At 68.8% G+C, this 14,507-nt stretch carries 11 protein-coding genes; 7 read left to right on the top strand and 4 right to left on the bottom strand.

Features of this window, described 5'->3' with window-relative positions; all coding sequences use genetic code 11:
- Nucleotides 1–48: 48 nt before the first annotated feature.
- The 6 genes from OM977_RS15825 to OM977_RS15800 all read left to right on the top strand — a co-directional run bounded on the left by OM977_RS15825 (nt 49) and on the right by OM977_RS15800 (nt 9,418).
- The gene (locus tag OM977_RS15825) at nt 49–1,389 is read left to right on the top strand and encodes a glycoside hydrolase family 32 protein (RefSeq protein WP_264354847.1); all 1,341 of its coding nucleotides are present in this window, start codon (nt 49–51) and stop codon (nt 1,387–1,389) included.
- Nucleotides 1,390–1,410: 21 nt separating this feature from the next.
- The gene (locus tag OM977_RS15820; protein ID WP_442960660.1) at nt 1,411–2,490 is read left to right on the top strand and encodes an o-succinylbenzoate synthase; all 1,080 of its coding nucleotides are present in this window, start codon (nt 1,411–1,413) and stop codon (nt 2,488–2,490) included.
- Nucleotides 2,491–2,553: 63 nt separating this feature from the next.
- A complete protein-coding gene (locus OM977_RS15815) occupies nt 2,554–4,638 on the top strand; it encodes a PhoX family protein (RefSeq protein WP_264354846.1) in 2,085 nt (694 codons plus the stop codon).
- 98 nt (nt 4,639–4,736) lie between these two features.
- On the top strand, nt 4,737–6,542 hold the full coding sequence (gene argS / locus OM977_RS15810) for an arginine--tRNA ligase (protein WP_264354845.1): 1,806 nt from the start codon (nt 4,737–4,739) through the stop codon (nt 6,540–6,542).
- Nucleotides 6,539–8,245: a 2-succinyl-5-enolpyruvyl-6-hydroxy-3-cyclohexene-1-carboxylic-acid synthase gene (menD, locus tag OM977_RS15805; RefSeq protein WP_264354844.1), complete on the top strand. Its 1,707-nt coding sequence runs from the start codon at nt 6,539–6,541 to the stop codon at nt 8,243–8,245. The genes argS and menD overlap by 4 nt, the downstream gene beginning before the upstream one ends.
- A gap of 213 nt (nt 8,246–8,458) precedes the next feature.
- Nucleotides 8,459–9,418 (top strand): hypothetical protein, encoded by a 960-nt coding sequence (locus OM977_RS15800; RefSeq protein ID WP_264354843.1) that lies wholly within the window; start codon nt 8,459–8,461, stop codon nt 9,416–9,418.
- Between the two features lie 122 nt (nt 9,419–9,540).
- Here the strand turns inward: OM977_RS15800 and OM977_RS15795 are convergent, their stop codons facing one another.
- The 4 genes from OM977_RS15795 to OM977_RS15780 form a co-directional block, all read right to left on the bottom strand.
- Nucleotides 9,541–10,344, bottom strand: a complete 804-nt coding sequence (locus OM977_RS15795; protein ID WP_264354842.1) for an amino acid ABC transporter ATP-binding protein — start codon at nt 10,342–10,344, stop codon at nt 9,541–9,543.
- 13 nt (nt 10,345–10,357) lie between these two features.
- Entirely contained in the window at nt 10,358–11,149 is a 792-nt protein-coding gene (locus OM977_RS15790) for an amino acid ABC transporter permease (protein WP_264354841.1), read from the bottom strand.
- 116 nt (nt 11,150–11,265) lie between these two features.
- Nucleotides 11,266–12,069: an ABC transporter substrate-binding protein gene (locus OM977_RS15785; protein ID WP_264354840.1), complete on the bottom strand. Its 804-nt coding sequence runs from the start codon at nt 12,067–12,069 to the stop codon at nt 11,266–11,268.
- Nucleotides 12,070–12,231: 162 nt separating this feature from the next.
- Nucleotides 12,232–13,569, bottom strand: a complete 1,338-nt coding sequence (locus OM977_RS15780; protein ID WP_264354839.1) for an isochorismate synthase — start codon at nt 13,567–13,569, stop codon at nt 12,232–12,234.
- Between the two features lie 140 nt (nt 13,570–13,709).
- On the opposite strand from OM977_RS15780, the gene OM977_RS15775 reads away from it, so the two are divergent.
- Entirely contained in the window at nt 13,710–14,501 is a 792-nt protein-coding gene (locus OM977_RS15775) for a demethylmenaquinone methyltransferase (RefSeq protein ID WP_264354838.1), read from the top strand.
- The last annotated feature ends 6 nt before the right edge of the window (nt 14,502–14,507 follow it).

Here is a 14,507-nt window from a genome sequence, read left to right as displayed (position 1 = left end):
TCCCACAGAACGCTGCGAGGCGCCTGAGCACGCGGGTAGTGTGTGGCCATGGACACCGTGGCGAATCACCCGGACCCCGCCTTTCCCCGCTTCCATCCCCGGCCCGCAAAGGGCTGGATCAACGATCCGAACGGCCTGAGCTACGTCGACGGCCGCTATCACGTCTTCTTCCAGTACAACCCTGACTCCGCGCGCCACTCCGCCATCCGATGGGGACACCTGAGCTCGCCGGACCTGGTCCGCTGGGTCGAGGAACCGGTAGCGCTCCGGCCCCAGCCCGGTGGTCCGGACGCCCTCGGCTGCTGGACCGGGGTGGTGACCGACGACGACGGCGTCCCCACCGCCGCCTACTCCGGCGTCGACTCCACGGACGGGAAGTCCCGGGTCGTCCTGGCGCGGGGCTCCGGCGACCTGACCGCCTGGACGCAGGATGGCCACGTGGCGGCCGGGATGCCCCCGGACCCTCAGGTCACCGCGGTGCGGGATCCGTTCATCTTCCACTTCCAGGGCCGGCGTTACGCCCTGCAGGGAGCCGGCCTGGCCTCGGGCCGGGCTGCCGTCCTGCTCTACGGCGTGGACGAACTCAGGACCTGGAAGTATGAGGGGGTTTGGTTCAGCTCCGACCAGCCGCTCGCTGCCAGGCACTTGCCCGCGGAGATCTGGGAGTGCCCCCAACTGGTCCGCGTCCCTGATTCCTCCGGTGCGGAGACCTGGCTGCTGATGGCTTCGTTGTGCCTCTCCGGGGACCTCCACGAACACGCCAATGGTGTCGGCTACCTCCTGGGCTCGGTTGTGCCCGGGATCGCCGGGCAGCCGGTCTTCGCCCCGGAGACGGGCGGAAAGGCGGATCTCGGCCGGGATTTCTACGCGCCGCAGATCCTGCCGCTGCCGAAGCGGACTTTGCTTTGGGGCTGGTCCCCGGAAGCGGCGCGCGGCGGGGAGCGGCCGGGACGCAGCCAGGAGCAGACGGACGACGCGGGCTGGGCCGGCATCCTGACGTTTCCGGGGCAGCTCTCCGTCCACGGCGGTGCGCTCGCCGTGGAACCGGCGGCAGAACTGCAGGCCTACCGCGGTGCACGACTGTACGCGGGCGCCGCCGGAACCCTGAGCCTGCCCCGGTATGCCGAGGCGCACGTCTCCGGGGGCGAGGGCCGGATCCGGCTCATCCTTCGCTCGATGCGGGGCCAGCGCACCGTGTTCACCGAAGAAGCGGCAGGCGGTGACGACTTTCGGATCTTCGTGGACGCCTCGATCGTGGAGGCCTACCACCACGGTTCCGTGCCCACCACCGTGCGCGCGTACCCGGACCCCGATGAGGCGTGGCAGCTGGAATTGCCGCATGGCGCGTCGGCCGATGTCTGGGAGCTGCGGTACCCGGACGACGCATAGCGCCCCGGGTAGAGTGAAATGATGCCCAGCCATCCGTCCCGGCCCGCTCCGGATCTCCCCCCGAACCCGGCCCTGTCCCGTCCCGGGCACATCCCTGAGCTGGAAGAACTCCTTGCCGGCGCCCGGGTGGTGAGCTTGCCGATGCGGGTGAAATTCCGCGGCATCCTGCACCGCGAGGCCCTGCTGCTGCGCGGGCCGCTCGGCTGGGGCGAGTTCTGCCCCTTCCCCGAATACGGCGACGCTGAGGCTTCCCGCTGGCTTGCTTCCGCCATCGAGGCCGGCTGGCAGGGGTTCCCCGTACCACTGCGGACCACCATCCCGGTCAACGCCACCATCCCCGCGGTTTCCGCCGACCGGGTGCCGGAGATCCTCGCCCGGTTCGGACGGGTGGACGCCGTCAAGGTCAAAGTCGCCGAACGCGGCCAGCCTCTGGCGGACGACGTTTCCCGCGTCGCAGCGGTCCGCGAGGCCCTGCCGGACGCCCGGATCCGGGTCGACGCCAACGGCGGCTGGGACGTCCCGACCGCGGTCGAAGCGCTGACCCGGCTCTCCGCCGTCGGACTCGAATACGCCGAACAGCCGGTGCCCGACATTGCCGGCCTCGCCGAGGTGCGGCGCAGGCTGCACGACGCCGGGAACCCCCTGCTCATCGCCGCCGACGAAAGCGTTCGCAAGGAGGAGGACCCGCTCAAGGTGGCGCGTGCCGGCGCCGCGGACCTGATCGTGGTGAAAGTGGCACCGCTCGGGGGAGTGCGCCGCGCCCTGGACATCGTGGCGCAGGCCGGGCTCCCCGCCGTCGTAAGCTCGGCCCTTGACACCTCGATCGGGATCCGCGCGGGGCTCGCGCTCGCCGCCGCACTCCCGGACCTGCCGTACGCGTGCGGGCTCGGGACCGTATCCCTGCTGGCGGCCGACGTCACCCGCGACCCGCTGCTGCCCGCCGACGGCGCCATCCGGCTCCGCGAGGTATCCGCGGACCCGGCATTGCTGGCGGAGCACGCTGCCGCCCCAGAGCGCAGAGACTGGTGGCTGGACCGGCTGCGCCGGGTCCACGCAGAGTTCATAAGAACACTGGAGTTCACCGCACCTTCATCTGGGTGACGGCTATCGGTTGGTAAAGGCTGACACGGTGGGCGGGCACATCCCACCCATGGAAGGTCTCCCATGTCTGTCATTCCCGGCCGCAAGTTCACCCTGCTCCCCATGCTCGGCCACACCAAAGGCAAGCGCAGCGCCGTCACCTGCGCACTGAAGTGCGACAACGCCTGCTCCGGCGAAGTCTGCAACACCAGCTCCAATGACTACTTCCGGGACATCGCTTCCGCCACCATGTCCCGCCGGGCCGTCCTCGGCTTCGGGGCCGCGGGAGCCCTCGCTGTCGCGTTCGGTGGCGCGCTGGCCTCGGCAGAGTCGGCCGTGGCCGACGGCGGTCCGGGCCTCGCGGCCGCCGCCAAGAACGGCTTCGGCCGGTCCAAGCTCACGTTCACGGCGATCGCGCCGGTGGACGCCGCCGTCGACGCCTTCACTGTGCCGCAGGGCTTCGGCTGGCGGCCGGTCATCCGCTGGGGCGACCCGCTGTTCAACGACGCCCCGGACTTCGACCTCAACAACCAGACCGCCGCCGCGCAGGCCCGGCAGTTCGGCTACAACAACGACTACACGGACATCCTCGAAGTTCCCGGCAGCAAAGGCCGCCGTGCGGTGCTCTTCGCGAACCACGAATACACGAATGAGACCATCATGTTCCCGGCCACGATGCCCGCCGCCGAGGTCCGCGCCGTTGCGGCCGCCGCGCACGGGCTCACCGTCGTGGAGCTGGAACGCGGGAACAAGAACCAGCCGTGGAACTACGTCAAGGGCGCCAGGCTCAACCGCCGCTACCTCAACGACACCACCTACGAACTGACCGGCCCGGTGGCCGGTTCCGCCCTGGTCCGGACCGTCGCCGATCCCGCCGGGCGCTCCATCCGCGGCACCCTGGGCAACTGCTCCGGCGGCACTACCCCCTGGGGGACCGTCCTCTCCGGCGAGGAAAACTTCAACGGCTACTTCGTCTCCGCAGGCACCTCGGCGGCGGACAAGCGCTACGGGCTCACCAACAAGCCCACCGCGCGGCAGTGGGAACTCGATGATCCGCGGTTCAACACCAACAACCCCGGCTACGAAAACGAGGCCAACCGCTTCGGCTGGGTTGTGGAAGTGGACCCCTTCGACCCCACCTCCACGCCGAAGAAGCACTCCGCCCTGGGCCGCTTCAAGCATGAAGGCGCCAACGTGATCGTGGCCAAGTCCGGCCACGTGGTGGCCTACATGGGCGACGACGAACGCTTCGACTACCTGTACAAGTTCGTCTCGGCCGGCACGTACCGGGAAGGCGACCGCGCCCACAACATGACCCTGCTCTCGGACGGGGACCTGTATGTGGCCAAATTCGCGGGCAGCTCCCCGGCCCTCCAGCTCGACGGGACCGGCACCGTTCCTTCCGACGGCGGCTTCGACGGTACCGGGCAATGGCTGCCGCTCGTGGTGGACGGCAAGTCCGCGGTGGCGGGGATGTCGGTCGAGGAGGTCCTCGTCTACACGCGCCTGGCCGCGGACAAGGTTGGACCCACCAAGATGGACCGGTGCGAGGACGTTGAACCGAGCCTGCACACCGGCAAGGTCTATGTCGCCTGCACCAACAACTCGGACCGCGGCAGCTTCGGCAAGGAGGGGGCCACCGAGGTCAACCCGCGCAACAACAACCGTGACGGCCACATCGTCGAAATCACCGAGACCGGCGACCAGACGTCAACGGCCTTCACCTGGAACCTCCTGATGGTCTGCGGCGATCCTTCCCAGGGCGATGTCACCTACTTCTCCGGCTTCCCGGTGGACCAGGTCTCGCCCATCTCCTGCCCGGACAACCTCGCGTTCGACTCCGTCGGCAACCTCTGGATCTCCACGGACGGCGCCCCGTCCGGCATCGGCAAGGCGGACGGACTGTTCAAGGTCACCCTGGATGGCGCCGAGCGCGGCCGGGTGGAGCAGTTCCTCGCGGTTCCGCGCGACGGCGAAACCTGCGGGCCCATCATTCACGACGAGGAACGCATGGTGTTCGTCTCCGTGCAGCACCCGGGCGAGGACGGCTCGTTCGACGCGCAGCTGTCCTTCTTCCCGGACTACGTCGCGGCCGGGACGGCAGCCGCGCCGGGCCAGGCCCGGGCCCCGCGCCCGTCCGTGGTGCAGGTCTTCCGCACCGGCGCCTGACCCTCCGGCTATCGGGTCCCGGGGCTCGGGTCCCGGGGCAGGGGCCTCGGGGCCCGGGCTGAACTGCTAATTTGAACAGTGTGAATAATCCGGCCGAGATGGTTGTCCCCAGAGTCCAGGCAGCGATTGCCAGCGCCTTCGGCGAAGAGTACCGCGGCACGGATCCTGTGGTCCGGCCCTCGCAGTTTGCGGACATCCAGGTCAACGCCGCCATGGCGCTGGCCAAGAAGGTCGGTATGCCGCCCCGGGATGCCGCCGCAAGGATCGTCGGCGCCCTGGACCTGGACGGCATCTGCACCGCCGTCGAGATCTCCGGGCCCGGCTTCATCAACCTGACCTTCGACGGGACCTGGATCGAGGAACTGCTAAACGACGAGGCGACCACGGCGGCCGGTGCCGCAACGCCCGCCGGGCCGGTCCGGGAACCCCGACGCGTCGTCGTCGACTATTCCTCCCCCAATGTGGCAAAGGAGATGCACGTCGGGCACCTGCGCACCACCGTCGTCGGCGACAGCCTCGTCAAGGTGCTGGAGGCGCTGGGGGACACGGTCATCCGGCAGAACCATATCGGGGACTGGGGCACCCCGTTCGGGATGCTCATCGAGCACTGGCTCGAAGTCGGCGAGGACTCGCCGGAGGCGGCCCTGCTGGTGGATGACCCCAGCGCCTTCTACCAGGCGGCGCGCGCCAAGTTCGACGCCTCCGCCACCGAGGACGACGGTTTCGCCACCAGGGCAAGGCTCCGCGTGGTCGCGCTGCAGAGCGGCGACGAAGCGACGTTTGCGGTCTGGCAGCGGCTGGTCGCCCAGTCGAAACGCTACTTCAATGCCATCTACTCCACGCTGGGCATCAGCCTCACCGACGACCACATCGCCGGCGAAAGCTCCTACGACGCGCATTTGGCGCAGCTGTGCCAGGAACTTGAGGAGCTCGGCATCGCCCGGGTCAGCGACGGCGCCCTCTGCACCTTCCCCGCAGGGTTCACCGGCCGGGACGGCCAGCCGCTGCCGCTCATCATCCGCAAGTCCGACGGCGGCTACGGTTACGGCACCACCGACCTCGCCACCATCCGGTACCGGGTCCGCGACCTGCAGGCCGACCGCATCCTCTACGTCGTGGGCGCCCCGCAGAACGTGCACCTGCGGATGGTTCTGGCCACGGCGCGCGATGCCGGCTGGCTGCCGGACACCGTCGAGGCCGTGCACGTGCAGATCGGCAATGTCCTGGGCGACGACGGGAAGATCCTGAAGTCCCGCTCCGGCGCTCCGGTCAAGCTCATGGCCCTGCTGGCGGAAGCCGTGGACCGGGCCCGCGCCGTGATCGACGCCAGCCGGCCCGAGCTGACCGAGGAGGAACGCGCGGTGACCGCCCGGCAGGTGGGCATCGGCGCCGTCAAGTACGCGGACCTGTCCGTGGGGCATGACACCGAATACGTCTTTGACTTCGACCGCATGCTGGCTCTCAGCGGCAACACCGGACCCTACGTGCAGTATGCCGCAGCGCGGATCCGTTCAATCCTGCGCAAGGCCGGAGTGCTGGAGCAGCACGTAGCCGCCGGGACGGACACGGCCGCCGCCGGCCTCGACACGGCCGGCCTGAACGCGGACGGCGGGGCCCCGGCGACGGCCATCGCCGTCGTCGAGCCCGCCGAACGGGCCCTTGCCCTGCACCTGCTGGAGTACGGCGCCACGCTCAGCCGGGTGGGTGAGCTGCTCGAGCCGCACCGGCTGTCCACGTACCTGTTCGAGCTCGCGCAGCTTTTTACGGCGTTTTACGACCAGTGCCCGGTGCTGAAAGCCGAGGAATCGGTCCGGGACTCGCGCCTGGCCCTGTGTGCTTTGGTGCTGCGCCGGCTCTCCGGCGGCCTGGAGCTGCTGGGCATCGAGACGCCGGAGAACATGTGAGTGCGGCCAGCGGGCTGGGTGCCCTGGACGCGGCGCGCATCGCCGTCGCCGCGCTGCTGGACGCGGGGGTGCGCTGCGTGGTGGTGTCGCCCGGCTCGCGGTCCGCACCGATGGCGTACGCCCTGGCCGAGGCGGATGCCGCCGGACGGGTGGAGCTGCTGGTCCGGATCGACGAGCGTTCCGCGGGCTTCACCGCCCTCGGCCTGGCCCTGGCCACCGGGGCGCCCGCGGCCGTACTGACCACCTCCGGGACCGCCGTCGGGAATCTGTTGCCGGCCGTCATGGAGGCCAACCACGCCGCCGTGCCGCTGGTAGTGATTTCGGCGGACCGGCCCGAGGAACTCCGGGGTGCCGGGGCGAACCAGACCACGATGCAACTGGACCTGTTCGGGGACCACGTGCGCTTCGCCGTCGACATCCCGGCCGGCACTGACCCGCAGCGCGCCGTGGAGACCGCCCTGAGCGCGGCCACCGGCGCCTTCGAGGACACCCCGCCCGGGCCGGTGCAGCTCAATCTGGCGTTCCGCGACCCGCTGGTCCCGGCCCCGGCCGAGAAGCTCCCGCCCGAATCCGGCCGCCGGGTGTACCGCGCCGCCCGCGGACCCCTGGCTTTGGACTTCCCGCCTGCTTCCGGCGAGCTCCCGAAGCGGCGCACCGTGGTGCTGGCCGGGCATGATGCCGGTCCGGTCGCCGAGGCGTTCGCCCGCGCCCACGGCCTGCCGTTGCTCGCCGAACCGTCCTCCGACGCCCGCTTCGGGCCGAACGCGGTGGGGCCCTACCGGCTGTTGCTGGAGCACTTCGGGCCGGAGTCGGCGCACCCGATCGAACGCGTGGTGCTGTTCGGCCGGCCCACGCTCTCCCGGCCGGTGAGTGCCCTGCTGGCCCGCGCCGACATCCCCTCGGCGCTGTACCAGCCGGTCCCGGTGGCCTGGTACGAACCCGGCCGGCGCACCGAGCTGCCGCTGAACAACCTGACCGACCTGGCCGACTTCGCGGGGCGGGGCTCCGCGGCCTGGCTGGATGCCTGGCTGCTCGCCGGGGCCGCCGCGCAGCACACCGTCGACTCCGTGCTGGCGGGAAGTGCCGCCGCCACCGGACCGTCCGTGGGCGCCCTGGTCTGGCAACACTCGCGGGGGCAGCTGGTGCTCGGGTCCTCCAACGGCATCCGCGACGTCGACCTCGCCGGCGCGCCCGCACCGGAACCCCAAGCCACCGTCTTCGCCAACCGTGGCCTGGCCGGGATCGACGGGACCATCTCCACGGCCACCGGCATCGCCCTTGGCGGCCGGCAGGAGACCACCGTGCTGCTGGGCGACGTCACCTTCCTGCATGACGCCGGCGGACTCCTGCTCGGCGCGGGGGAAGCCGAGCCCGCCCTGCGGATCGTGGTCCTCAACGACGCCGGGGGCGCCATCTTCGGGCTCCTGGAACACGGTGCCGTCGAGTCCTCGGGCCGTTACGGGGACTCCGTGGAGCGCCTCTTCGGCACGCCCCACTCCGTGGACCTTGCCGCCCTCGCCGCGGCGTACGGTGTGGCGCACCGCCGGGTCAGCACGACGGCGGAGCTCGCCACGGCGCTGGTGGAACCGTGGCAGGGCCGAAGCATCATCGAGGTGCGCACAGACCGGCACGGGCTCCGCGAACTCCACGTCCGGATTCGGGCCGCCGTCGGCGCGGCCGTCGCACCGATCCTCCAAGCCTAGCTGCACAGGGAACCGCGGGGCGGGCAGGCTGGGCGACGCGCACATTGCCTCGCGACGCGGAACATACCCTTCGACGCGATAACGCGCTGGCGCGGCCCGAATTCCAGTAGCGTCAGGGCATTTGCGCGTCGCAGAACGAACGGAGCATCGAAGTTCTCCACATTGCCGCGCAACGGGATGGTGCCTACGTGCACGGGCTGCGACAGTCGTCGCATGAACGAGCTGCCCAGGCTGATCCTGTCCCGTGACCATGTGCACCATGGGATCACGCCCAAAGAGCTCGCCCGGAGGTGCGGTTCGGGCTCCCTCGTCCGGTTGCGCCAGGGCGTCTATGTCGACGGGCCGTCCTGGCAGGCGCTCCAGCCCTGGGAACAGTACCGGATCCGAGTCGGCGCAGCGGCGGAAACGTTTAGGGGGCCCACGGTGTTCGCCAGGCACTCCGCTGCCTCTGTGTGGGGGATACCGACCATGGGACGCCGCCACACGGTTCACGCCCTTACCCTTCAGAACGACGGCGGCCGCTCGCGTGCGGGCGTGCAGCGGCACTATGCCTTTCCGGCTGGGCTGAAGGTGGTCCGGCGCGATGGGCTGCTGATCACCGGGAGAGTGCGGACCGTGCTTGATCTGGCCGCGTTCACACCGTTTGCCGAGGCAGTAGTTCCCCTGGACCACGTGCTCCGACCGGACGCCGCGCAGGGCCTGGCGGGACTCACCAAAGAGACGCTCCTGGCGGGGATCGACGGCAACTACACCGCGGCCTCCGCGAGGCGGATACGGGCGGCGGTGGATTTCGCGGACCCCCGGTCCGGCTCTGTTGGCGAATCCTACAGCCGGGCACTGATGCGCGTTGCAGGCTTCGAACCGCCGGACTTACAACACGAAATCCGCGACCGTACCGGGCTTGTGGGCTACACGGATTACTACTGGGACGGCCCGCGGATGGCCGGAGAGTTCGACGGCATCGAGAAATACCTGAAGTCCGCGTATCTGCAGGGCCGGACCGCCTCACAGGCCGTCGTGGACGAAAAACTCAGGGAAGACCGGATCCGGGCGGCGGGGAACAAGGTAGTCCGCTGGGTCTGGGCGGACCTGATGGCGGCCGGGCAGCTGGAGCGGAAGCTGGCAGCGGCCGGTGTGCCCCGGCGTCGGGCCAGATCCGCGCGGTGGCCGTAGCGCCCCTCGACGCGCGACTTGCCTCATGACGCGCAAACGCCCTGGCGCGACGGGAATTCCAGTAGCGTCAGGGCATTTGCGCGTCGTCACGTCCGAAAACGGTGCGGAAAGAGGCGCGGAGCCTACTCCGCGATGTCGATGTGCGTCGGGTCCAGCACCCGCCGGAGGAATTCCTTGGTGCGGGCCTGGGTTGGTGCGCTGATGACCCGTTCGGCCACGCCTTCCTCCACCACGACGCCGCCGTCCATGAACACCACGCGGTCGGCCACCTCGCGGGCGAAGCCCATCTCGTGGGTCACCACCAGCATGGTCATGCCTTCCTTCGCCAGGTTCCGCATCACGGCAAGCACATCGCCCACGGTCTCCGGGTCCAGGGCAGACGTCGGCTCGTCGAACAGCATGAGCTCGGGGTCCATGCTCAGGGCGCGGGCGATCGCCACCCGCTGCTGCTGGCCGCCGGAGAGCTGGTCCGGGAAACGGTCCGCCAGGTGCTCGAGGCCCACCCGCTCCAGATTCTTCATGGCCACGGCGGACGCATCGGCCTGGCTGCGCTTGAGGACCTTGGTCTGTGCGATCGTGCAGTTCTGCAGCGCGCTCAGGTGCGGGAACAGGTTGAACTGCTGGAACACCATGCCCACCTTGCGGCGCATCTTGTCGATGTCCACATCAGGGTCGGTGGACTCGAAGCCGCCCACGTGGATGGTGCCCACATTAGGCTGCTCCAGCAGGTTGACGCAGCGCAGCAGGGTGGATTTGCCCGAGCCCGAGGGCCCGATCAGGCAAACCACTTCACCCGGCGCGACGTCCAGATCGATGCCCTTCAGCACCTCGTTGGAGCCGTAGGACTTCCGTAGGTCCTTGATGGAGACCCCGGCGGCATTGACGGCCCCGCTGCGGCCGTTGGCGTTCTGTACGACGTCGTTCATGAGACTGTCCTGCCTATCGCTTCGTCCGCGCGGAGCGGCTTTCGAACTTCCGGGCCAATAGGCTCAACGGGATGGTGATCACCAGGTAGAAGGCGCCGGCCACCAGGAGCGGCGTGAGGCCCGCGCCCAGACTGGAGATGCCATCGCGACCGAACTTGGTGAGCTCGTACTGTGAGGCGGTCAGGCCCAGCACGTAGATAAGCGAGGAGTCCTTGGTCAGCAGGATGACCTCGTTCGTCAGCGGCGGCAGGACGATTTTGAACGCCTGCGGGATGACGATGGACACCATGGCCCGCCACTGCGGCATGCCGAGGGACCGTGCGGCCTCCAGTTGTCCCTTGGGCACGGCCTGCAGGCCCGCGCGAAGGGTTTCAGCGATGTAGGCCGCTGCCACCATGCCCAGCGAAACCATCACCACGACTGTCACGTTCCAGGAAACGCCAAACGCGAGCGGAACGCCGTAGCCGAAGGCGATGAACACGAGCAGGGCCGGGATGCCGCGGAAGAACTCGATGTAGCCGGTGGCGATCCAGCGGTAGAGCGGGAAGGACGAGAGCTTCATCAGGGCCAGCAGCAGGCCGCCCGACAGGCCAACGATGAAGCCGAGTGCCGTGTAGATCAGGGTGTTCTTCAGGCCGACCAGGAAGATGTCCGGGAACATCGGGCCGATTTTGCCAAAGTTGAAGACGCTGTTGCCGATGGTCTTCCAGTCTGTCGCCAGAATCAGGGCGACCAGCGCCACTACAAAGATTGCGGCCTGAACATACAGGCTGACTCTGGCTCGTTGACGTGCGGTCATTGCCATGGGGTGCTCACATTCGTTATGCGTGGCTGAGGCCCCGGACGGGCTGCGGTGCAGCTTGTCCGGGGCCCCGGCTGCGTGGATCTCAGGGCTGCGGAGGCGTCAGGCCGAAGCGCTGGCTACTTGGCGGTCTCGCCGAACCAGGTGGTCTTGAACTTCTCCAGGGAGCCGTCGTCGGTCAGACGCTTGAGCGTTCCGTTGACCTTCTCGGCCATGGCGGAGTTGCCCTTCTTGATGGCGATACCCAACTGCTCGCCCGTGGCAAACTTTTCGACGCTCTTGAACTTGGAGTCGTCCTTGATGGCGTAGCCCAAGACGGACTGGTTGCCCAGGGCGGCATCGATGGTTCCGGCCTGGAGGGCCTGGACCAGGAGGCCGGTGTCCTCGAACTGCTGGGCGTCGAGACCCTTTTCGGTGGCGTAGTCCGCGCCGGTGGTGGCCTGCTGGACGCCCACCTTCTTGCCCTTGGCGGCGTCCAGGCCGGTGATGCCGGACGAGTCGCTGGCTACGAGGGCGAGGTCGTCGTCCAAGTACGGGGTGGAGAAGTCCATGACGGACTTGCGGGTGTCCGTGATGGAGATGGAGGAGATGGAAACGTCACACTGGGTGAGCGCGGTGCCGGTCTCGATGGCCTCGAAGGAGCTGTCCACGACGTTCAGCTCGGCCTTCAGGTCCTTGGCAACCTCGGCTGCGATGTCCATGTCGTAGCCGACGATCTTGCCGTCCTTCTGGAATTCGAAGGGCTCATAGGGAACATCCGAGCACACGGTGAGCTTGCCGGCGTTGATGAGTGACACGCCACCCTCCGGGGAGGCTGCCGGCGTGGAGCTTCCGCCGCAGGCGGTCAGGGCGAGGGAGCCGACGGCGAGGATTGCGGCTGCTTTGGCGGCAAGCCGTGCCGTGGCGAGGGACTTGAGCTGCATGGATTTTTACCTTTTGTTGCGGGGGCAGACGTGACTTGGTCGGCTTATAGTGTAACGCCTATAAGAGATGTGCATCACAGAAAACTTCTATTGACCATTGGATAACTAAAACTAGGGCTGGCGCAAGCCGGGCCGGGCCCCGACTGTCTGCCATCCCGGAATCTAGGAGCTGATGCCGAGGGACTCCAGCATCGGCCGGAATTTCGCCCAGGTTTCGGCGAGCTCGGCCTCGGGCACGGAGCCTTCCACCACGCCGCAGCCGGCATACAGCCTGACGCTGTCTGGCGACTCGATGACCGCGCCGCGCAGGGCGATGCCCCATTCGCCGTTCCCGGCCGCGTCGAGCCAGCCCACCGGTCCGGCATAGGGCCCGCGGTCGAGGTGCTCGAGCTTGCGGATCAGGGCGCCTGCCACCGTGGTGGGGGTGCCGCAGACCGCCGCGGTGGGGTGCAGCGCGTTGATCAACGCGAGGCACGTCGGCACATGGCCCTCAATCTCGGCCAGCTCTGCCTTCACGTCGGAGGCGAGATGCCACACGTTGGGCAGTTCGAGGATGAACGGCTCGCTGTGGGCAGTCAGGGCCTCCGAAAACGGGGCCAGCTGGGTGGTCAGGGATTGGATGGCGATGTCGTGTTCGTGCCGCTGCTTCTCCGAGCCAGCCAGCACACGCTCGGCGAACTCCAGGGGCGAGCCGGCCATCCCCTCGGCATCGCGGCGGTCCAGGGTGCCGGCCAGGACCCGGGCCTGCGCGGTGCGGCCCTCCACCTGGATCAGCATCTCGGGCGTGGCGCCGACCAGCCCGTCCACGCCGTAGGTCCAGCACTCGCGGTAGCGGACGGCCAGCTGCCGCAGGATCTCCGCGGCGTTCACGCCGTCGGGCACGGTGGCCACGATGTCCCGGGCCAGCACCAGCTTCTCCAGCGCCCCGGTCCGGATTTCCGCGACACCGGCGGACACGGCCGCCATCCAGTCATCTTCGCTGAGCGACCCGGTCACCAGCTTTGCCTCCCGGGCGGGAACCTGGGCGGCAACGTCCACCGGGAGCGCGACGTCGGGAGCGTCCAGCCAGCGGTCCAGCGCGGCGCGGGCGCCCGCTTCGGTGAGTCCGGCGTCGTCGAACGTCAGCTGGGTCAGCCACGCCTTGCCGTCGCGCAGGCCCACCACAATCTCGGGAACGATCAGCCGGGATTCGTGGGTGGACGCCTTGGAGAAGGCGAAGGAACCGAAGGCAACCGGGCCGGTGCCGGGGCATTCCACGGCATCGGTGATGTCCGCCTCCAGCACCAGGTGGCGCCACCAGATGTCAGCCTCGAGGAAACGCTCGGGGCCGGTGGCCGTGAACCGGGCGACTTCGCCGAAGCCCACCAGGCCGGCCTCGCGGCGGGTCCAGCAAAGGACATCGTCCCGGACCAGAAACGACGGCAGCCCCCCGGGGAATGATTCTGCATCGAGGGGGACTGTCAGTGTTCTGATAATTCTGGTACGGAACGCGCTCGTCATGATGAGACAACATTACTCCCGCCCCGGACGCGGCCCGTCCGGGGCGCTTCCGGTCCCCGCGGCGGTCCGGTTCCGGCCCTGCTCCGGCCCTGTTCAGGGGGTGGTTCGTGGGGGTGCCGAACATTTGAGACAATGACAAGGTGAACCGAGCATCCTTGGATAAGCGTCCGGACGAAGTGGCCACGATGTTTGACGACGTCGCCCCCAAATACGACGTCGTAAATGACGTCCTGTCCATGGGGCAGACGCGGCGCTGGCGCCGGGTCGTGGTCGACGCGATGGATGTGCAGGCGGGCCAGCGGGTACTCGATCTCGCCGCCGGCACGGGGACCTCGAGCGAGCCGTATGCCGACGCCGGCATCGACGTGATCGCCTGCGATTTCTCCCTCGGCATGCTGAAGGTTGGGAAGCGCCGCCGCCCGGACATCGACTTCATCGCCGGGGACGCCACCCGTCTTCCGTTCGCGGACAACACCTTCGACGCCAGCACCATTTCCTTCGGCCTGCGCAACGTCAACGAGCCGAAGAAGGCCCTGGCCGAAATGCTGCGGGTCACCAAGCCCGGCGGCAAGCTGGTCATCGCCGAGTTCTCCCAGCCCGTGGTGCCGCTGTGGCGCACCATGTACACCGAGTACCTCATGCGTGCCCTGCCCGCCATCGCCGTCAAGGTCTCCTCCAACCCGGACGCCTACGTCTACCTCGCCGAGTCCATCCGCGCCTGGCCGGACCAGGACCACCTGGCCGCCTGGCTGCAGGAAGCCGGCTGGGAGAATGTCACCTACCGGAACCTCAGCGGCGGGATCGTGGCCGTGCACCGCGCCGAGAAGCCGGCAGGCCCGGCGGCCGGCCCCGCAGCTGGCGCAAACGCCCTGGCCGCCCACACCGGTCCCGTGGCCAAGCTGCGCCGCAACATCAACCGGACCGCGCGTTAGCTTGCA

Origin of the sequence: Pseudarthrobacter sp. MM222 (assembly GCF_947090775.1) — a bacterium.
Classification (GTDB): domain Bacteria; phylum Actinomycetota; class Actinomycetes; order Actinomycetales; family Micrococcaceae; genus Arthrobacter.
Note: the sequence above shows the minus strand (reverse complement) of the source record. Positions and strands in the feature narration are given on the sequence as shown.